Source organism: Opitutia bacterium, from assembly GCA_016217545.1.
Classification (GTDB): Bacteria; Verrucomicrobiota; Verrucomicrobiia; order Opitutales; family Opitutaceae; genus Didemnitutus.
Map to the genome: position 1 here is coordinate 311057 of JACRHT010000017.1, position 20843 is coordinate 331899.

The 20843-nt window shown below is 64.4% G+C and carries 15 protein-coding genes; 4 read left to right on the forward strand and 11 right to left on the reverse strand.

Features of this window, described 5'->3' with window-relative positions; genetic code table 11:
- The first annotated feature begins 4 nt into the window (after positions 1–4).
- On the forward strand, positions 5–3250 hold the full coding sequence (locus HZA32_17235; protein ID MBI5425823.1) for a hypothetical protein: 3246 nt from the start codon (positions 5–7) through the stop codon (positions 3248–3250).
- A 9-nt stretch (positions 3251–3259) separates the two neighbouring features.
- Here the strand turns inward: HZA32_17235 and HZA32_17240 are convergent, their stop codons facing one another.
- The 9 genes from HZA32_17240 to HZA32_17280 all read right to left on the reverse strand — a co-directional run bounded on the left by HZA32_17240 (position 3260) and on the right by HZA32_17280 (position 12701).
- On the reverse strand, positions 3260–4117 hold the full coding sequence (locus HZA32_17240) for a TIM barrel protein (protein ID MBI5425824.1): 858 nt from the start codon (positions 4115–4117) through the stop codon (positions 3260–3262).
- A gap of 3 nt (positions 4118–4120) precedes the next feature.
- Positions 4121–4780 carry an SGNH/GDSL hydrolase family protein gene (locus tag HZA32_17245; protein MBI5425825.1) on the reverse strand — a complete coding sequence of 220 codons (660 nt, stop codon included), beginning with the start codon at positions 4778–4780 and terminating at the stop codon, positions 4121–4123.
- 23 nt (positions 4781–4803) lie between these two features.
- Complete coding sequence (locus HZA32_17250) at positions 4804–6009, reverse strand: glycoside hydrolase family 27 protein (protein MBI5425826.1); 1206 nt, start codon at positions 6007–6009, stop codon at positions 4804–4806.
- A gap of 13 nt (positions 6010–6022) precedes the next feature.
- Positions 6023–7150 carry an amidohydrolase family protein gene (locus HZA32_17255; protein MBI5425827.1) on the reverse strand — a complete coding sequence of 376 codons (1128 nt, stop codon included), beginning with the start codon at positions 7148–7150 and terminating at the stop codon, positions 6023–6025.
- A 130-nt stretch (positions 7151–7280) separates the two neighbouring features.
- Complete coding sequence (locus HZA32_17260; GenBank protein ID MBI5425828.1) at positions 7281–8192, reverse strand: NTP transferase domain-containing protein; 912 nt, start codon at positions 8190–8192, stop codon at positions 7281–7283.
- 25 nt (positions 8193–8217) lie between these two features.
- A complete protein-coding gene (locus HZA32_17265; protein MBI5425829.1) occupies positions 8218–9540 on the reverse strand; it encodes an SGNH/GDSL hydrolase family protein in 1323 nt (440 codons plus the stop codon).
- Positions 9443–10564 carry an aminoglycoside phosphotransferase family protein gene (locus tag HZA32_17270; protein MBI5425830.1) on the reverse strand — a complete coding sequence of 374 codons (1122 nt, stop codon included), beginning with the start codon at positions 10562–10564 and terminating at the stop codon, positions 9443–9445. Before HZA32_17270 ends, HZA32_17265 begins: the two co-directional genes overlap by 98 nt.
- A gap of 17 nt (positions 10565–10581) precedes the next feature.
- A complete protein-coding gene (locus tag HZA32_17275; GenBank protein MBI5425831.1) occupies positions 10582–11499 on the reverse strand; it encodes a DMT family transporter in 918 nt (305 codons plus the stop codon).
- Positions 11496–12701, reverse strand: coding sequence for a hypothetical protein (locus HZA32_17280; protein ID MBI5425832.1), 1206 nt, complete (start codon positions 12699–12701; stop codon positions 11496–11498). Before HZA32_17280 ends, HZA32_17275 begins: the two co-directional genes overlap by 4 nt.
- 200 nt (positions 12702–12901) lie before the next feature.
- Here HZA32_17280 and HZA32_17285 point away from each other — a divergent pair, with 200 nt between their 5' ends.
- The 3 genes from HZA32_17285 to HZA32_17295 are packed head-to-tail and all read left to right on the forward strand — an operon-like array spanning position 12902 to position 16842.
- Positions 12902–13783, forward strand: a complete 882-nt coding sequence (locus HZA32_17285; protein MBI5425833.1) for a polysaccharide deacetylase family protein — start codon at positions 12902–12904, stop codon at positions 13781–13783.
- Positions 13783–14805 (forward strand): hydroxyacid dehydrogenase, encoded by a 1023-nt coding sequence (locus tag HZA32_17290; protein MBI5425834.1) that lies wholly within the window; start codon positions 13783–13785, stop codon positions 14803–14805. Before HZA32_17285 ends, HZA32_17290 begins: the two co-directional genes overlap by 1 nt.
- Positions 14806–14823: 18 nt before the next feature.
- Complete coding sequence (locus HZA32_17295; GenBank protein ID MBI5425835.1) at positions 14824–16842, forward strand: DUF5107 domain-containing protein; 2019 nt, start codon at positions 14824–14826, stop codon at positions 16840–16842.
- Positions 16843–16860: 18 nt separating this feature from the next.
- Here the strand turns inward: HZA32_17295 and HZA32_17300 are convergent, their stop codons facing one another.
- Together HZA32_17300 and HZA32_17305 are read right to left on the reverse strand one after the other, a co-directional pair.
- Positions 16861–18159: an MFS transporter gene (locus HZA32_17300; GenBank protein MBI5425836.1), complete on the reverse strand. Its 1299-nt coding sequence runs from the start codon at positions 18157–18159 to the stop codon at positions 16861–16863.
- Between the two features lie 245 nt (positions 18160–18404).
- Positions 18405–20666 (reverse strand): TonB-dependent receptor, encoded by a 2262-nt coding sequence (locus tag HZA32_17305; GenBank protein ID MBI5425837.1) that lies wholly within the window; start codon positions 20664–20666, stop codon positions 18405–18407.
- Positions 20667–20843 lie beyond the last annotated feature (177 nt).

Sequence of the window (20843 nt, forward strand, 5' to 3'; positions counted from 1 at the left end):
GACTATGCAGCCCACCTGCCGTCGCTTTGCCTGCCTGTGGCTTATCACAGGGCTGTTTGCCCTCTGCGCCGCCGCTAGAGAATTCGACGAGGCGCTGTTCGCCGAGCCGCCAGCGGAAGCCAAGCCACGCGTGTGGATGCATCTCATGAACGGCAACGTCTCCGCGGAGGGCCTCACGAAGGACTTCGAGGCGCTGGCCGCGGCCGGCGTGGGCGGTGTTATTCTCTTCAGCGTCGACTACGGCATCCCCGCGGGCGACGTCGCCTTCAACTCCGACCGCTATCGCGCACTGTTGGCGCACGCCGCCCACGAAGCCCGGCGACTCGGCCTCACGCTCGGCCTGCACAATTGTGACGGCTGGTCCTCCAGCGGCGGGCCGTGGATCCAAGCTGAAGATTCGATGAAACGCCTCGTGTGGAGCGAGACCGTGGTGCGCGGCGGCGTGGCGCAGCGACTCCGCCTCCCCCAGCCCACGACCCAACTCGGCTTCTACCGCGAAATCGCAGTGCTCGCCTGCCCGGCGGAGGAAAGTGAACTCGCCGCCCGCGCCGCGGTCCTCACGCTGCGCTCGTCGCCGTCCGTCCCCACGCTCGACCGCCTTAGCGCGAGCGACGGCGGTCAGGTCGTCGCGCTGGCCGCCACCGAGGGCAAAGCACCGTGGATCGAATTTGCCGCGAAGGCCCCGTTTACCGCGCGCTCGCTCACGCTGGAACATCGCTCGCGTCACGCGACCGCCCAGCTGCTGGTTTCCGACGACGGCGAGGATTTCCATCCGGTCGCCGCGCTGGATACCTATCGCACCGGCAAAAGCACGGGCGTTTTCACGGCTAGTTTCGCACCGGTCACCGCCCGGGTGTTTCGCGTCGTTTTCTCGCGCGCGGTCGAGCTCACCCATGCCGAGCTTTCAACCTGTCCACGTTTGCCGGACTGGCCCGCACGCAACGGCATGGCGCGTCTCGCCGCCGATCAGCTCGCGCCACTCGTCTGGCCGGCGGCGTCACATCCGATGCCGCGCGTGCTGCCAGGTTTGCCGGACCATGCAGGCAATTTCACGGTCGAGCTGCCTGCTGGCGTCTGGCGCGTCCTGCGTTTTGGCTACACCACGACCGCCGCGACCAATTATCCCGCGACCGCTGCTGGCCGCGGCCTGGAGTGCGACAAGTTCGACCGCCGCGCGTTGGAAAAACACTTTGCCGCCTACCTCGATCGCGTCACCGCAGAGTGTGGAGACTTGGCCGGCACAACACTCAAATACGTGGCACTCGATAGCTACGAGATGGGCGGGCAGAATTGGACCGCCGATCTCGCCGCGCAATTCAAGCTCGCACACGGCTATGACCTGCTGCCCTATCTGCCGCTGTTGGCGGGCTATTGTCAGGGCGACGCCACTGAGGCAGACGCGGTGCTGCGCGACTTCCAAGGGCTCCTCGCCGGACTGATGCAGCGGAACTACTACGCCGCCTTCACCGAGCTCTGTCATCGCCGCGGCCTGCAGTCGTATATCGAGCCCTACGGCTTCGGGCCTTTTGATCACGTAACCGCAGGGGGCGCCGCGGACATCCCAATGGCCGAATTCTGGCTCGATCTGCAGGAGGGCACGAACTTCGAGGCCGCGATCTCGGCTGCACATATCTACGGCAAGCCGGTCGTTTCGGCGGAGGCGTTCACGTCGTGGAGCGACGTCAACTGGAAGGTCCATCCCTCCCGGCTCAAATTCCCCGGCGACTATGCCTGGGCTCGCGGCGTGAACGAATTCTGTCTGCACCGCTTCGCGCATCAGGCCAACACCCACGTCGTCCCCGGCATGACGATGGGAGACATCGGCTCGCAACTCGATCGCACCCAAACGTGGTGGCCGACCGCGGGCCGCGAATGGCTCCGCTATGTGGCGCGCGGCTCCTATCTGCTGCGTCAAGGGCAGCCGGTCGCCGACGTGCTCGTCTACCCCGGCGAAACTTCGCCGCAACCAACGCCCACGCGCGAACAGCTCGCGCTGCCTGCGGGCTACAACTTCGACCTGCTCGACACTCCCGCGCTGTTGCACCGGCTCTCGACGCGCGGTGGTCGCCTTGTTTTCCCCGAAGGGACCTCGTATGGCCTGTTGTTGCTGCGCAACTCCGCCCAACTCAGCCTGCCGGTGCTGCGACGGCTGCGGGAATTCGCCGCGGCGGGCGTGCCCATCCTCGGCGATGCACCGACCACCTTGAGCGGCCGCGCGCCGTCATCCGCAGAGCGCGAGGAATTCGCCGCCCTTGTGGCCGCGCTCTGGGCGCCCGCGAACGTCGGCCCGCGCTTGCTGCCACTCGCCACCTCAGTCGCGGAACGCGCGGCGCAGTTTTCCCACGGCGGGCTGAAACCCGATCTCGTCGTCGAAGGCGCGCCCGACGCGCCCTTCGCGCACCGGCGCACGGACGACACCGACTTGTTCTTCGTGCTGAATCCGACGGCGGACGCGCGGGTGCTGCGCTGCTCCTTCCGCGTCGCCGGCCGCCGGCCCGAACGCTGGCACGCGGAGACCGGCACGATCCAACCGCTTGACGTCTTTGCCAGCCACGGCGACCGCACCGAACTTGAGCTCGCCCTGCCAGCGCATGGTTCGGCGTTCGTGGTGTTCCGTCGCGAAGCCGGTTCGCGCGAAACCGCCAGCGCGGTGCCATCGTCCGTCGCTTCCGCCGCGACGCGCCCGCCGCTCACGCTCGCAAGTCCGTGGCAAGTCACCTTCGAGCCCGTCGACGCCGCGCACTGGGAGACGCCATTTTATCGTCTGAGCGATTGGAGCGAAGACCCGCGCCCAGCCGTCCGCTATTTCTCCGGCACCGCCGAATACCGCGCCGAGTTCGACGTGCCGACCGACTGGCTGGAGCGCGGACGTGCGGTGTCGCTCGATCTCGGACGCGTGGAAATCTCCGCCGAGGTCACGCTCAACGACCGCCCGCTCGGCCTGCGCTGGTGCGCCCCCTATGCGTTCGACATTACGCACTGGTTGCGACCAGGCGTGAACACGCTGCGCGTGCGCGTGACCAACCTCTGGACAAACCGACTCATCGGCGACAATCGGTTGCCGCGCACGGACGGCTACGCGCCGGACGCGCCGATGCCGCGCTGGTATGTCGAGAATCAGCCGGCGCCGCCCGGCACCCGCACGACGTTCACCACCGTCGATTTCTACGAGACCGAAACCACGCTGCTCCCCTCCGGCTTGCTCGGTCCGGTGACGTTGGTGCAGGAACGCGCCGACCCGCGCCGTTGAACCGCCGCCTCACCACCAGCCGTTGTTCGCCGCGGCGAGCACTTCCTCGAGCGGTGCAAGATCAGGAATCCAGCCGCGCTCCCATTCGAGACAGACGACCCCGGCGAAACCGTCGCGCGCCAGCAGCGTCCGCAGCTCGGGCATGGGAAACTCGCCGAAACCCGGCAGCACGTAACGAAACTCGCGGCCCATGATCGTCACGCTGTCCTTCACGTGCACATGAGCCGTGTGCCGGCTGATCGCCGCCCAAGTCGCCGCGGGCGACTCGCCGCCGCGTCTCCACGTGTGATGCGCATCCCACAACAGTCGGCAGCGCGGCTCCGCCGCGAGCAACCGGCTCAGCGCGGCCGCCTTCAGCAACGAATCGTGCGTCTCCACGATCAGATCGACGCGTAGATTCCCGCGGTCGCGGCACTCGTGCCACCAGCGAAGCGTGCGCAGCGCGGCGTCCAGTTCCTCGTCGTCAGCGCGCGCACCGCCGTCGAAGACCCGCAGAAACGGCACCTCGCACGCTTCGGCGAAGACGGCGTGCGCCAGCAGCTTTTCGCGTTCTTCGGCGGTGTGGCTGATCAGGTGAAACGACGTGTCGAGGACCGCGACCGACGCACCGAGCGCACGAATCCGCGCCGCGAGTTCAACCGGGCCGATGCCTTGCTGCGTCCACAGCGCCGGCAAATCGACGGCGCGGTGCAGCATCCGGAGTTCGATCGCATCCACGCCAAAGCGTCGCGCGAGCGCCCATGCCTCCGCTAGACCGAGTGCCGGGCATCCCAGCGTGGAGAAACCGCGCCGATAGGTGCGGGCGGGGCGCGCTGCGAGCGTGGGGCCGCTCGATGCCTGAGGGAATTGTTCCGGCGAATCCTTCATGACTCAGAGTCCCGCGGCAGCGAGCCAGGCTTGCGCCATCAACTCGTGACCAAGCGGGGACGGATGGACGCCGTCCGGCGCCAGCTCGGCGACCGTGTATTCCGCCAGCGCGGCATCGAAGCACGCCTGATAAGCGACGAAAGCGGCGCCGAATTCCTGCGCGAGCCGGCGCACGACAGCACTGCGTTCACGCAATTCCGGCATCCAATCCGCTGCAAACTCGCCACCGGGCAGGGCAAAGGGCTCCCCGAGCACCAGCCGGCACTGAGGGCGCGCCACACACAAATCGCGCAGGAGCAGACGATAGATTTCCTCGTAGCGCTCGACGCTGACGCCGTTGCTATTGTTGTAGGCGTGCCACGTGTCGTTCACGCCGACGAGCACACTGACAAGGTCCGGTTGCAGATGCAGCGCGTCGCGCGGCCAGCGCGCGAGCAGATCCACGACACGATCTCCGCTCACACCGCGATTCACCAGCCGCCAGCCTGCGCGCGGATGGCGACCGAGCAGCGCGCTCGCAATCCGCGTCACGTAGCCCGCGCCCAGACCCGCCGCGTCGTTCGGCACGGGGCGGCTGCGATCGCGCCCAGCATCGGTGATCGAGTCTCCCTGGAACAGGAGAAGCGGAGCGACAGGGAACGACACTGCGGCGGGGAAAGTCATGGCGCGATCGCCAGCAGGGCGATTCAGGGCTTGAGCGGTTTCAGGCGCAGCAGCGCGACGTCGTGCGATTCGAGGTGGAAGACCGATGGCTGGCGCGTGTCGCCAGCCTCCTTACCAGTCCAGACGTCGGTGATGGCGTATTGACCGGTGACGGTCCAGAAGCGGCCCCACTCGACCGTGAGGTCGGCGGTCGCGGCGCCGGTGTTGAGCACGCAGGCGGCGAGCTCGCCGTTGGAGAGCTCCTTGATCCAGACCTCGATATTCTTCTCGGGCTCGGAGAGCGCGCGATAGCCTTGTTTGCCGAGCGGATCCTGGTCGATGGCGAGAGCGCCCTTGTGAGTGAGGAGTGCGGTGATCTCGGGCTTCTGAGCGCGAACATCGTTGCCGGCGATGAGCGGCGCGGCGACCATGCACCAGAGCGCGAAATGCGCGCGGGACTCGGCGTAGGTGAGGCCGGGATTGCCGACTTCAAGCATGTCAGGATCGTTCCAGCCGTCGGGGCCCGCGAATTTGTTGATGCCGTTGTCGCCGTTGGTGCGGATGTTGTTGTATTGGCTGTCCAGCGTGCGCTTCCACCCGGAGCTGCCGAGCGAAGTGCCGTTGTAGGAGTCGTAGATGTCCCACGTCGTGCGCCAAAGGTGGCCGATCTCAGCGCCCCATTCCCACGGTTTGTTTTCGCCCCACTCGCAGATGGACAGCACGACCGGGCGGCCTGCGGCGTAGAGTCCATCCCGTATCCGCATGTAGGCGTCCTTCGGGTCGGCAGTGCCATGGTTGCACCAGTCGTATTTCAGATAGTCGACTCCCCACGAGGCGAAGAGGCGCGCGTCCTGAAACTCGTGGCCCCAGCTGCCGGGATAGCCGGCGCAGGTGACGGGGCCCGCGTCGGAATAGATGCCGAACTTGAAGCCACGCGCGTGCAGGTAATCACCGAGTGCTTTCATGCCACTTGGAAATTTCACGGGGTCGGGCACGAGGTTGCCGTTGGCATCGCGCTGTTTGAGCGACCACGTGTCGTCGATCACAATGTAGACGTAGCCGGCGTCGCGCATCCCGTTGGCGGCCATCGCATCGGCGGTCTGCCTGACCAGGCTTTCGTGAATCTTGTCCTCAAAATTATTCCAGGAGTTCCAGCCCATGGGCGGTGTGAGTGCGAGGCCTTTGAACTTTTGGGCGAACGCCGGAGTGAGCGTAGCCAGCGCGAGCAGGGACAGGAGGAGCTTCTTCATAGGGTAAAGATCGTCAGAGTTTCGCGGACGGGGCCGGATAGTTGGCTGGCTGGAGCCGGTGCATGAGTTCGAGCGCGTTCGTGCGATAGAGCCTTTCGAGCGTCTCCCGCCGCAGACCGAAACCGGCGAGATTCCATACGTAGCAAAACTGATCGACGCCGTAGAAATGCTCGTCGGTCGTTTCCATGATCCGGAACGTCATCCGATACATCTCGGACGTCAGCTCCATGTCGGTCCCGTAGAGGAGCCGGTCGCGGTGTTTCTCGATGAACGCCGCCGCCGTCCGTGGGATCGCCGCCGTCTCCGCGAGCCGTCCTGCGATGTCGGCGTAGAGATTCGGAAAACGGGCGAGCAGGCCGTCGAGTCGTGTGAGATCGTAGTCGAGGTTCGCCAGGTGACAGGCGATGATCGTCGTGCGTGGGTGACGGCGCAGCGTCTCTTCAAGGTGGCCGATCATGCCGTCCAAGTCGACGCGCTCGGGCTCGGAGCCGATCTTCCAGATCGCGGCATTGGGCATGCCCTCGTTTTTTTCGTCGAGCGGCTGATACATCCAGATCGGATCAGCCACGTGCAGGTTCACCGGCAGGCCGAGCTCAGCGCATTTCTCCCAGAGCAGATCCAGCCGCGGGTCGGAGGGATGCACCGGCTTGGGCGGCGGACGGCCCGGGATATGGCGGATGAGCCCGAGGCCCTTGTCGCTTTCCTCGCCCACGCCGCGTGCCCCCATGCGCCGGCAACGCTCGAGCTCCGCCGCCGCCGCCGGGCCGTAGCCGGGCTCTTCAATTCCGGTGTAGTCGAAACCGCACCACAGCTCGAAGCGGTCCTTGAATGGCGCGAAGCGCGCGACCAGCGCGTCGAATGCCGGGCCGCTCTCCCCCGTGAGCACAACCGTGCGCTCGATATTGGCCTCATCCATCAGCTGCACCCAGCGGCGGATTTCCGCCTCGTTTTGCACGAAGAACGAATGCGAGTGCATGTCGATCACCGGCACGGCAGCGCGGCGCACCAGCGTCTGCTGGATGCGGTAGAGCGAGACGGGATGATAGTCCTTCAGCCGCAGACGGTCGAACTCCGGCTCAACGCCGAACGTCGCACCGGCAAGGAAAACGCCGGCGAGGACAGGGAGAAGGTGCTTATTCATCGCGAAAGGCCAGGTGGCGGATGGACGCAGCGAGACCGGCTCGCCGCGCGAATGGAGAATGGTTTCCGATGGCCGTGGGTGGCAAAAGTGTTCAGGGCGCTTTTTGTTTGGCAGTAAACCGATCGAGGTCTCACTCCGCGGCCCACAGCGGCGAGGGATAACGTCCAGCCCGGATCAGTTCACCGATCGCACTCTGCGCCGCCGCCAGATCCTGCCGATACGTGAGCCCGAACCACGCCTCGGAACTGCGCAGCAACTCGATGCGCGCGGCTCCGCGCTCGTTCAAGGCGCTGAGCGTCGTGGGGAGATAGAACTCGGATTTCGGGTCGGCGCCGCGCGTCCGCAGGAATTCCGCCAGCGTCGTTTCGATCTGCTCGAAAACCGCAGGCGTGAAGCCCCAGAAGTTCATCGAGACGATCTCGTCGCCGGTCAGACGCTGCACCGCGCCCGCCGCATCCACATAGCGCGCGCCTCCGGCATCGGCTTCGATGTTCGTGACCTCGGTGATTTGCTGCAGCCGGTCGTCACCACCAACTCGACAAACGCCGCGACTGACGGCGCCGTGCTCGGACAGCGTCTGGCGCAGTTGATAACCGACCAGCGCATAACTCGAGCCCGGCCGCGCAAAGTGTCCCGCCAACACCCGATAGCCCGTCGCGCCATAGAAATCGTCGGCGTTGATCACCGCGAAGGGACGAGCGACCGCCTTCCGCGTCACCCACACCGCGTGCGCCGTGCCCCAGGGTTTCGTGCGCGCGGCGAACGCGGCGGACGACACCGGAACGTCGGCGAGATCCTGAAACACGTAATCCACCGCGATGCGTCGTTCGAGACGGCGGCCGATAGTGGCGCGAAACTCGTCCTCGATTTCCTTCCGGATAACGAGCACCACGCGATCGAAGCCCGCGCGCAACGCGTCGAACACCGAGTATTCGATGATCAGTTCCCCCGCCGGGCCGACGGGCTGCACCTGCTTGAGTCCGCCGAAGCGGCTGCCCATCCCCGCAGCGAGGATGACGAGATCGAAGGATTTGTGGTCCATAAGGATTCCCTTTCGCGCCCGCGGCTCACTTGAACCAATCGAGCGGCACCGCCCGCGCCATCGCGCCGTAGCCGACGTCGTTGGCGTGGAGATGGTCGCCGGAATCGTAGTCCGTGCGCAGGCGCTGCGGATGCGTTGGATCGCGCATAACCTGATCGAAGTCCACGACCCCATCGAAACAGGTGCTGGCACGGATCCAGGCATTCAGCGCCAGACGCTGCGCCTCCTTCTCCGCGGAAAAATAGCCCGCACCCGAAAACGGCAGCAACGTGCCGCAATAAACCTTGAGGCCGCGCTCGTGACCACGCGCCGCGACTTGCTGCAAGGCGGCGATCAAGGCGCCGACCCGCGACGGATCGACCGCATGCGTGCCAATGTCGTTGGTGCCCTCCAGCACCAGCAGCGCTGACACCCCGGGCGTGGCGAAGACATCGCGCTCCAGACGCGCCAGCGCGCTTTCCCCATCGGACAGCCAGCGCGTGGGATCGGTCAGCAGGCAATTGCCACTGATGCCCGCGTTCACCACCCCGCGCGCCCGACGCGCCGCGTTCAACCGATCCGTGAGTTGGTCGGGCCAGCGACGATTCGCGTCGAAGGTCGAGCAGGCGCCGTCGGTCAGCGAATCGCCGAGCACGACGAGGGAATCAGCGCGCGCCGAAGCGCGCACGCTGATTCCAGAGAGAAAAACCCAGCCGGAAACCTTGCGCGCGTCGTCCGGATACAGCTCGGCGGCGGTCTGGTTGCCGCGCACGGCGTAAACGGCCTGCAGGGTATCGTAGTGGACGCCGGCCCCGAACGAGCGACCAGCAACGTGGAGGCTGACCAGCAACTCCGCACCGGACGGCGCCGTGAGCTGGATCGGATCACTGAGCACGCGTGCGTTCGGCGCGAGAGTGATTTCGGTCTGTCCGCCGAACGTCACTGCGCGGTCCGATCCGGTCACCAGCCGGCTCCCGCGGTCGCGGCGCGCGAGATGCACCGCGTCGATCGTCACCGGTTCCGGATTGTAGGCGTTGGAGAGGCACAGGCGGAATTCGTCGCCGCCGAGCGAAATGCGCACCGCCTGCCGCAGCGTTTCATCCTGGAACAGGAAACCCTCCTTCTGCATTTCCTCCGCGCTCCCGAGCCGCAGCCCGGGGCTCGTTCCCCAGGTGCCAACCCAGTGGGTCGCCGCGCTCACCGAGCCGCGCAGCGCGAGGACCAGCCAGGCCAAAACCAAGAAACGCAGGATATTCATAGGGAGAACACGCTCAGCGCGCGGAACACATTTTGGCCACCAGTGCCTGCATGGCCGACTCCTGCTTCTCGATGCTGCGCACGAGAGCGAACTGGTTGCGACAACGATCAAGGTTGTGGCACGGATGTCTCGTCTTGAAGTAAACGTCGCCCTCGAGGAAGTCCGTCAGGAAACGCACACCGATCTCGAACGTGATGAGCCGCCCCGAGAAGGCGAGGTGCGCGCACTCGGTCGGGTTGAGAAACGCGCCGGCCGAGGAGAGGTAGCCCGAAACCAAGCCCTCGAAAATATCCATGCGCATCTGCACATTGCGCGGCTCGGGATCGTCCTCCGCCGTGGAATTGGTCGCCGAGCGCACCATGTCGCCGAAATCGTAGAGCGCGAGGCCGGGCATTACGGTGTCGAGATCGATCACGCACAGCGCGCGTCCGGTCGCGTCGTCGAGCATGACGTTGTTGAATTTGGTGTCGTTGTGCGTGATGCGTTCCGGCATCTGCCCCGCCGCGTGCAGTTCCAGCAGCCGGCCCACGATCGGCTCGCGAGAGAGCGCGAAGTCGATTTCAGCTGCGGCGGCCGCCACGCGGCCATGTGGATTCCGTTCGACGGCAGCGCGTAACGTGGCGAAGCGGCGGGGCGTATCGTGAAAATGCGGGATGGTCTCGCGCAGCCGTTCGCCGGGGAGATCGACGAGCAGACTCTGAAACTCGCCCACAGCTGCGGCGGCTTCGCTCGCTTGATGCGCATCGCGCACAAGATCGTATGTCGCCGCCTTTTCGATGAAGAGGTAGCAGCGCCAATAGGTGCCCGCAGCGTCGCGGTGATAGGCCTCGCCCGAACGAGTCGGCACGAGCGTGAGCGCGCCGCGCGCACCGTGGATGCCCTCGATCGCGCGGCGCGCGGTGTGCGCGGTGACGCGTTGGATGTTTTCCATCAGCGCAGGCACGTCCTTGAAAATCCGGTGATTCACGCGCTGCAGGATGTAACGCACGGTGATGCCCGCCTGGTCGAAGGTGACGGCGAACGTGTCGTTGATGTGGCCGCTGCCGTAGAGTGCGCCGGTGACGAACCTTCCAAGCAACGGGAAAGCGGCGGAAATGGCGGCGAGTTCGGCGGGCGAAGCGTTTCGGTCGGACATGGGGTAAGACAGGCAGATTACGGCTGCTTCGTTTCGGCTGTGGACGGCAGGGGCTCTGGCGTCAGCGCCATGATGAGCGTCGCAACCAACGCGGCCGCGATGCCGACGAGGTTTATCCCATTCGGCACGGTGCGATAGAGCAGCAGGGATAGAAAAACCGTCAGGACCGGCGCGCCCGCATTGATGAGCGGCGCCACCACCATCGCCTTGCCGTAGCGGAACGCGTAGACGAGCAGAAGCGCACCGATTGAGTTTAGACTCTGAATCGCGATCGCGGCCCAAAATCCACTCCAACCCCAGTTTATCGGCTGGTGCTCACCGACCATCATCCACGCCACCGGCAGGAACGGAAGGCTGCCCACGACCATGTAGAAAAAGATGCTCTCGGCGCTCATGCGGCGGTTGGCATGCGAGATCACGTAGCCCTGCACGCCCCACGTCAGGAAGACGAACAGCGCGAGCAGCAGCCAGCCGGTGCCTTTCGCTCCTCCCGCGGGCGGCGTATAGGAAAGCAACACCCCGGCCACGAGGGACAGCGCGATGCCGACCCAGTCCTTGCGCGCCACGCGCTCGCGCAAAAGCACAAACGCCAAAGCTACTGTCACGACCGGTGAAAGCGAGACGATCGGGAAAACCAAATACGCCGGCGCCAGCCGCAGCACTTTGAATAACGCGAGCTGCCCACTTGCGCCAAGCACGCCGGCCAGCAGCCCCAACGTGACGGAAACTGCGTCGCGCTCCACTTTCCAACCCGCGCGCCAAAGCGCGAAGAGCGCCGGCGGAAACAACGTGAACGTCCACACGATGTAGCCCAGCGCCTCCGGAAATCCGGCGCGCGCAGTCGAATCAATAAGCGCCCCCCAGACCCCCCACGTCGCCATTGTCAGCACCGCATAGTAAAACCACCAACGCGAAGGATTCACGGCAGCATTCATGAGACGCGGCACTTATCGGCTTTTTTCGCGCGCGTGACGTCGCTTAGCGCACCGGCGAGCGCTCGCGCCTTTCGCCGGTCCGTTGCGGGCACGGCCACGAGCGCGGTGTCAGGCGCTTCGGTTTTGATTCGCTGCCGGACCGCCCGCACCAACTCACGCACGACACCCCGGCGCCGGCGAAGTAATCCAGGCACGCAGTAGAAATCGACCTCGTAGACGCTGCGCGCCGGAGAACGTCGCGCGGCGCAGACCGCGACGATTCCAAGTCGCGAGTCGCGCAAGACGACGCTGACATCCTCCGGGGGTGTGCCGGCTGCCAGCACCGGACGAATTCGCACCACAAACTCGCGCTCAAATTCCGGACCATCGCGCACCCCCCACGAGGCGACACGGCCCGTGAAATCCCGCGGCGGATGCAGGTTCAGCAGTAAAAAAAGACCGCCCAAATCGCCGGCGCGCACCGGTTCGAGCCGCAATTTTCCCGTCGGCAGCGAGTATAGCGCCCGCAACCTCGTCACCAACCGAGCCTGCTCCCGGCCCATGCGCGCACGTCCATTCTCGCTCGGAGCAGGGGCAGAATTCAGTCTCTGCCCGAGGGCGAAAATCCGTGCATTAATTACCATGATCCAAGCGGCAGAATCAGCATCGCGTCGTTCGCGCAGCACGGTGTAGCCGAGGCGCTCATACATTCCGTAGGCGGCACGCTCGCCCTGCTTGGCCCGAAAAAGCCGGTCGTCGGTCTCGAGCACCACGAATGGAACGCCCTCCGCCAACGCAGCTCCGGTCACCGCCTCGGTCACGAGCGTGCCCAATCCGTAACCACCCCACCCTTGCGCCGCACGCACGTGCGCCAGTAAACCAGCGCCCGCCGCGCAAGCGGAGCTGAAGACTGCGGCATGCGCGACCAAGCGACCGCTTTCCTTTTCCGTCACCAGCGCGAACACGCCGCGCGACTCAAGGTAAAGTCCGAGGTATTCGTTCAGGATCGTGCCGGTCCAATCGACCCCCTTCTGCACCAGCAAGCCCTTCACGATTTCCTCAAGAATCGAGAGCGTGGAGCGGCCGGTGGCCAGGGCCGCCGACTCGACCACGGCGATGCCGTTTCCCACGTGCAGCGCGCCCTCGAAAATTTGACCGGTCTGGCGGTGGCGGCGACGCACGCTGCGGGAACGCGGTCGCATCGAAAGGGGCTGGGAGGACATGGCTGGATGACCCACGAGATCTTTCGCCACCTGATGAAACCAAAGCCGGAAGCTGTCGAGCTGGCGGCCGACCGAGGTTGTTTTGCAGTAAACTCACCACACGCCCCACGCCGCTCGATGGTCGGAAAAGACGCCACGCCGGGGCGTGCGATCAGCGTCCCGCGGGTAGATTTTACCTATGCAGTAAAGTGCACTCCGGAATGCGCTTCTTCGCTCTTTCTCCTCTGAAAATCAGACCCTCGCCCAACGCGGGCGCGCGCCTGCGGCTCGTTTACCAGAACACGATCCGCTTCCCCCTTGCGCGCGGCACGAGGCACTGCAAAGAGCGTCCGGCATTCGCGTTCACTCAGACCGCAAGCGGTCTGGCCCGCCTCTTTCAGTTTCTTAAGCCACCCGTGATGAAGATCGTTCAATGTTGGGATGATGGTGTCGTCGACGACATCCGCTTGTGCTCGCTACTGCGGGCGCGCGGAGCGCGCGCTACTTTCAATCTCAACTACGGACTGCACGGCGCCGGTCGCGGTCACGCTTGGGTCTACCAGCAAACCAAGGTCGTGCAGAGACTGGCTCTCGCCGAACTCCACGAGACGTATCTGGGCTTCACGATCGCAAATCACACGCTAACCCATCCGTTTCCCTCCCGTCTCTCTCTAAGCGAGTGGCGTCGAGAAGTCACCGACGGACGCGCGCAGCTGCAGGATCATTTCCAACAGGAAGTGAGCGGCTTTGCCTATCCCTACGGCGAATACGACGATGCCTTGGCGGAAGTCGTCAGGGATGCGGGCCACGTTTATGCTCGGACTTGTCGCAACGCCACGCCCTGCCTACCCGCAGACGACAATCTGATGCTGGCGACCGATTGCCATCATGCCGACCCGGCCTTTTGGGAGCGCTATGGTGCCGCAAAAGCAGCGCGCGCGCCGGTGTTCTATTTCTGGGGTCACAGCTACGAGTTTATGACCGAGTCCGACTGGGCCGACTTCGATGCGAAAATGCAACGCATCAGCGCCGATCCCGACGTCCAATGGGCCGACTTGCCCGAACTGTTCAACTCCTCGGCGAGGAACCGACCGACCTTCTGATGCGCACCACCCACAAGATCAAAGCCGCGTTTTTCTCCGGGCCCGCCGATTGGCTTCCGATTTCCCCCATCGACTACACCTACGGCAACGGCCGGCGCGCGCAGCTCGCGGCGCTTTGCGACCTGTATCCGCGCACCGTCACGGCGGAGAATCTCGCTGGAATGGTTCCGGAGCTGAGTGAGCTCGAGGTGATTTTTTCGACGTGGGGCATGCCCTGCCTCACGGAAACCCAACTGGAGTTTTTTCCCAAGCTCCGCGTGCTGTTCTACGCCGCCGGTTCGGTGAGTCATTTCGCGGCGCCGTTCCTGAAGCGAGGCATTCAGATCGTAAGCGCTAAGGAGGCAAACGCGGACTCGGTCGCGGAATTCTGCCTGGGGCAAATCCTACTCGGCACCAAGGGCTACTTTCGCAACTCCCGCGAATACCGCGCTCCGGAAGCGTGGCCATCTTGCCATCGCGGACCAGGCAACTACGCGGAGACCGTTGCGCTGATCGGCGTGGGCGCGGTCGCCCGCAAGACCGCGGCGTTGCTGCGGCACTTCAAACTCAAACTCTTGCTGGTGGAGGACTATCTCTCGGAAGCCGAGGCTCACGCGCTCGGCGGCACGAAGGTCTCGCTTGAGGAGGCCTTCACCTCGGCCTTCGTGGTGTCGAACCACCTCGCGGATTTTCCGCATACGCGCGGTGCGATCCGCACCCACCATTTTCTATCCATGCGACCCGGCGCGGTTTTCCTCAACACCGGCCGCGGTCCGCAGGTCGACGAAGCCGGTCTGGTGGAGGCTCTCGCCCGGCGGCCCGATTTGACCGCGCTCCTTGATGTGACTGAGGCCGAGCCGCTGCCGTCCGGGTCGCCGCTGTATGCGCTCCCCAACGTGCATCTGTCCACTCATCTGGCGGGTGCCATGAACAATGAGGCGGCGCGACTCGCCGATCTCGTGATCGACGAGTTCATCGCCTACCGCGATGGACAACCTCTCCGTCACAGCGTCGCGCCGGGGAGTCTGACTCAGCGCGCCTGATCTATCCGCTCCCAAGCTATGACCTCGCTCACTTCCGCACCTTACATTCTACCGGCCGGCCGACTCGGCGGCGAGAATCCACTCCCGGTCTTTCGTTCCCTCAGCGAAAATTTCCCGATCAACGTCGATCCGCAGCTGCCGGACGAGGAGCGCCGGTATGCGGGCTGGAAGGCGCAGTTCCGCATGCTGCCGCACCGGCTGCAGGACGACTACGATCGCGAGCGACAGCCACGTGCGTTCCGCTCTCTCGTGCTGCAAAACAAGCATCTGCGCGCCACCTTTCTGCCTGAACTAGGCGGCCGACTCGTCTCGCTCGTGCATTTGGCGGAACAGCGGGAGTTGCTCGATCGCAATCCCGTGTTTCAGCCGGCTAATCTCGCGATTCGCAACGCGTGGTTCAGTGGCGGCATCGAGTGGAATATGGGCTGTTTCGGTCATCATCACCTGACCTGCTCGCCCGTGTTCGCCGCTCGCGTGCCAGCGCCGCAGGGCTACGACATTCTCCGGTTCTACGAATTCGACCGCACGAAGGCGTTCCCGTGGCAGATCGATTTTCACCTTCCGCCCGACTCGCGCTGTCTGCTCGCGCGCGTGCGGCTGCTGAATCCACACACGCACGAGATCCCAATGTATTGGTGGTCGAACATCGCTGTGCCAGAGACTCCCGGCACACGCGTGCTGGTGCCCGCCGACACTTGCCTCCACAACGTCGGCGAGCAACCGCTGGCCATCGACAAGATGCCGGAGCTCTTCGGACGCGACGCGAGCTACAGTTCCTCGTTGCCGATCACGCACGAATTCTTCTACCGCTTGGAGAACACGCGCCGACCATGGATTGCCGCGGTGGCGGAGGACGGGAAAGGACTTGGCCAGATGTCCACCGCCCGACTGCAAGGCCGCAAGATGTTCTGCTGGGGCATGGGCAGCGGCGGGCGAAACTGGCAGACTTATCTTTCCGAGCCGGGTCGCGCCTACATCGAGATCCAGGCCGGACTCGCCAGACTCCAGGCCGCGTGCTTGCCAATGCCCGCGCGTGCCGAGTGGTCATGGACTGAAGCTTACGGCATGCTGGCCGGCGATCCCGACACGTTGCACTCGCCCGACTGGTCCGTGGCACGAATTGCCGCGGAGCAAGGCATGGAGCGTCTGCTGCCGGTCCACGAACTCGAGACCTGGCATCAGGCGGCCGCGGCAACGGCGACACTCCCACCACGCGAGATTCTTCACGTCGGCTCCGGCTGGGGCGCTCTAGAACGGCTGCGGGCCGCACGACAGGGCACACATTGCTACCTCCCGGTCGAGATGGAGTTTCCTCTTTCGAGCCTGACCGCCGAGCAGCAGCCTTGGTTGGAATTGCTCGAGGCGGGCGCGCTGCCCGCATGCTCGGCCACCACACCGGATCCGGGCGCCTATCTGATCCAGGATGAATGGCGCTGGCTGCTCGAGCGCGCACTCGCCGCCGGGCGTGGAGATCATTGGCTCAGCTGGTATCACCTCGGCGTCGCCCACTTGGAAAACTACGAAGTCGCTGGCGCGCGCAGCGCGTGGGAGCGCTCGCTCGCGCTGCAACCGACTGCGTGGGCCCATCGCAACCTGTCGCAGCTCGCACGCCAGCAAGGTCAGTCCACCGTTGCCCTCGAGCATTATGCCCAGGCGTGGGCCTGCGGCCCGCACCCGAGCGCGCTCGCGATCGAATACGCACAATACCTCGCCGACTTGCAGCTCTACGATCGGCTCGATGCCTTTGTCGGCGCACTGGAACCGGCGCTGGCATCCCATGAGCGAATGACGATCTTCCGCGCGCTCGGGGCGCTGAAGGCGGGACGGCTCGACGAGGTCGCACCGGTCTTTGCCTATCCGTTCGCCACGATCCGCGAAGGCGAGCTCACGCTGACGAACCTCTGGTTCGAGTGGCACGCGCGCCAACTGGCCGCGCGCGAAAAGGTGCCATTCGATTCCGCGCTCCTCGCGCGGGCGCAGCGAGAATTTCCGCCGCCGTGCAACATCGACTTTCGGTTGCTGGCGGGCGGCGCCTGAATTGGGCGCGCGCCGCGCTCAGGGATTGCCGGCCGGTGTTTCGCCCGGCGGCTGATAATTGGTATAGCCGCCGAGACGCCGGATTTTGCGCGCAACGACAACACCAGTGGCCAACACCGCGAGGTTGACGGCGAAGCCCAGCGTGTAGGTGTGGCGATAGGCATGGCCGAACGCGTCGAGAAGCCAGCCGACCACGGGCGCAAAGATGATTTGCAGGAGCGCGAGCAGCATGAGCGCTGCAGAGGAGAACTGGGCGAATCGCGACCGAGGAAATAGCCGCTGTCCCAGCGAGGAGATCGCCGTGATGACCATGCCGACCAGGAACGTGTGGAGAACGAAGATGACCGAAAACGCGGCGCCGCTTGTCGTGACAACTCCAGCCACCAGACAGAAAACGGTATACAGCGCCACGCAGACCCAGCTGACGCGGAACGGATGATAGCGATCCGCAAGCGCCCCGATCGGATACGACATCAGCAGCGAAAGCAGGTAGGAGAACGCGAGCAACTTGCCGTAGAACGCCATGTCAACCTCGAGGCTGCGCGCGAGGTAGATGTTGTAGAGGTTGATGGGAAAGAACGCGACGTTCACCAGCGCGAAATAGGCAAACACCCAGCGGTAGAACGGCTCGGTGAAACACTCCGCGAAGTAACGTCGCGCCGCTCCCCAGCCGCCGCCAGGCGGCGCCGCGGTCGGCGGCGGATAGTCGCCTTCTTTCACCCGCAGGCACGTCAGGGAGAAGCCGACGCCGTAGAGCCCAGCCATGCCAGCGAAAATCAACGTGTGATGCGTTTCCGCCGCGCCGAGCAACCAGAGGTTGAAACCCATGCCGGCCAGCAGGGCGAGGATACGGAAGAGTCCGAAGAAACGACCGAGCAGATTCGTCGGAACGACGTCGTTAATCAGGCCGAGAAAGATCACGTTGGCGGTCACGGCGGAAAACTCGAAGACCGTCCAGAAAAGCCCGAGCAGGCAAAGCATCACCGCGCCCTCGCTCCAGCCACCGCTGATGGGAAGGAGGCGAACCAGCCATGGCGCCGCCGCGAGCCCGGCCATCGCCAACACCGCGATCGGCGTGGTGATCATCAGGAACGGTATGCGTCGGCCGCGCTTGCCGCGGTGGCGATCGGAGTAGTAGCTCACGATCGGCGCCGCAAAGACGCTCATCAAACTTGGCACCGTGCCGAGGAGCAGCCCCGTCAGGAGATCGGAGGCACCATGCTTCTTCAACAGCAGCTGGACAATGACGGGGATTGAACGGTCCTTAATCAGCGTGAACGTGAAATCGCCCCAAAGCAGCCAAAAGAACAGCAGCACGAGAGCGCCCTTCCCATAGCTCAGCGTGCCGACGCGCCACCGCGGAACGAGGGTAGCGCCATCATTCGCGGGCGGCGCGGAAGACGAAACGGGAGGTGGCAACATGCGGTCGACGAGCGGGACGCGGCGGAAGACGAAGCGATTGGTTCAATAGTGGCGCTCCGACGGAGCCGCCCAAGAGCAAAAGCAAACGGCGGCTTGCAGCCCCCTGCCGCAAGCCGCCGCGAGTCTTACATACCAAAATCTCAGAGGTGCGTGGTGACTGTGAGGACGACCATGCGAGGATCCCCCCGCGTGTTGACCGACGGCGTGTATGCCTTGTTGGCGATGTTCTTTACCGACAGGGCGAACTCGGTGTTGCGACCGGTGATTTTAGTCGAGTAGCCGAGCGTCAGATCGAAGAGTGCGTAGGGGCGGAAATACAGCGCGTTGTTCTGATCGGAGGCTTTCTGGAAACCCTGCCAGGTCATGCCGCCCGCGACATAGGCGTGTTTCAGCGGGCCCGCGGTGAAGAAATACTTTGTCCACACGCTGCCCATGTCGCGCACCGAGCCGAGAAGCGGCACCCCTTCGAGCGCGGTGTTCTCGGGGTTGCGGTAATAAATGGCGTTCTGGTGGCTGTAGGCGAGGTAGGTCTGCCAGTTCGGGATGGGGCTGATCACGACGTCGAACTCGACGCCGCGACTCTGGGTCATGCCGGTCTGCACGCTGCGGAAGGCGAGTTCGCCTGCGGAATTGAAAGCGGCGATGGACTGGATGAGGTTGTTGTTGCGGATCTGGTAGGCGCTAATCGTGCCGGAGAGCTTGCCGTCGAGGTAGGCGGCCTTCACGCCGATGTCGAAGCCCTCGCCGATCGGGTCCTTGGCGGGACCGATGTAGTTTTCATCCGCGTCGTAGAGATCGGCGGAATTCGGAACGAAGGATTTGCTGTAGGCTGCGTAGGCGGAGATCTCGGGGGTGATCTTGTAGAGCACGCCGGCTTGCGGCGTGTTGGCCGATGATACGTAGGCGGGGATCACGTCGCCGGTCAGCCGACTGGTAGAGACCGTCTCGGTCTCCGTGTGGCGGATGCCGGTGAGCGCGAGCAGGCGATCCTCGAAGAAGCCGAGAGTCAGCCCGGCCCAGTAGGATTTGATGGTGACGTCGTCGTGCCAGAAGGAGATCACCGGCATGTTCGGCACGGGTTCGTTGTAGTTCCACGTGGCCGGATTGGAGAGGTCCCAAGCGCGCGGGTAATCGGCTGTCGCGGCGCGACGCTTCTCGTTGTCCGAATTCTGGTCTTCGTTTTGTGCGCCGAAGAGGATCTTGGCGGAAACACTGCCGAGCTGATATTTGCCAATCGCCTCCACGTTGTAGGTGTGCGTGTCGCCCCAGTAATGACCGGTGTTGGGGCGACGCATGAGGGCGTTCTCGGGACTGATCGCCGGCAGCGAGGCCGTGGCGGGAACAGGCGTCGTGGTGAACACGCCGTAGCCGACAATGAAGCGGGCGTTGTTGTAGTAGGCGATGTCGCGGGAGGAACTGGCGAAGACGGCGCGGACGTTCCAGTGCTCGCCCAGACCCTGGCTGTATTCGGCGACGAGGTTGCTGCTCTTCGTGCGGCGGTAGTTGGCGTTCGAGGAGACGTTGAACGTTCGCGGGAGGCCGGGATAGAAGAGACCATTCTTACTGCCGTCCGGCAGGCGGCTGTCGTAAACCGTCGGCAGGGGGTTGAGCAGCGGGCTCTCGTCCTTGTCGAACTTCTCGTAGCTCACCATGAGCTGGCCGGTCTTGTTGATCTGCCAAGCGAGAGAGCCGGAGGCCGCCCACCGATTGGCATCGTAGGCGTCGTAGTAGTGCGAGTCCTGCCCAGTGGTCAGGCCAAGTCGGTAGTCGAGTCCTTTGGCGATCGGGCCGGTGCTGTCGAGGTTCGCCACGAAATAGTCGTAACTGCCGCCGCTCAGCATGAGCGTGTTCTGATTATAGTTCAACGGGCGCTTCGTGATCACGTTCACAATGCCGCCGGGCGAAAGCTGGCCGTAGAGGAACGACGACGGTCCCTTCATGACCTCGACGCGTTCCACCATCGTGGGGTCCACGACTTGCGGTCCGGTGAATCCGTTGCGGAGCGGCTGGCTGCCAGCATCGAAGCCGCGGATGGTGAAGTGGCTATTGCCGTCGTCGAATCCACCTCCGACGAACGTCACGCCGGGACTGTATTTCACGATGTCGTAAAGGCCGGAAGCGTGCTGGTCCTGGATGAACTCGTTGGTGAAAGCATTCAGCGCAAAGGGCAGATCCTTGATCGGAGTGTCGAAACGGGAGCCGGAGATCGAGTTCGAGGCACGGTAGCCCTGGTCTTTCGAGGAGCTGACGATAAAGGGCGAAAGGACGAGAGTATCGTCGGTCTTCGCCGTGGTATTGGACGCAGCCTCTTTGTCCGTCGTGGCCGGCGGCACCGTCTGAGCTGGCAACTGGGTCAGCAACAGCACAGCCAACGGCAGGCATCGGTTAGCGAGGTGTTTCATGAATAGTTGGGGTTAACTTGGTCCAAGGAGGTGACCTTGGGAAACGAGGGGCACTGACGCACCAGCCGTTTGCCCCACGAGGAGACCGACTTCAAAACCTTTACCGGTATGCAGTAATCCCGCGCGGTTGCCAGCGGCGTTTGTCGCGGCGTAGCCGCATAGATTCCGTGTCTTGCA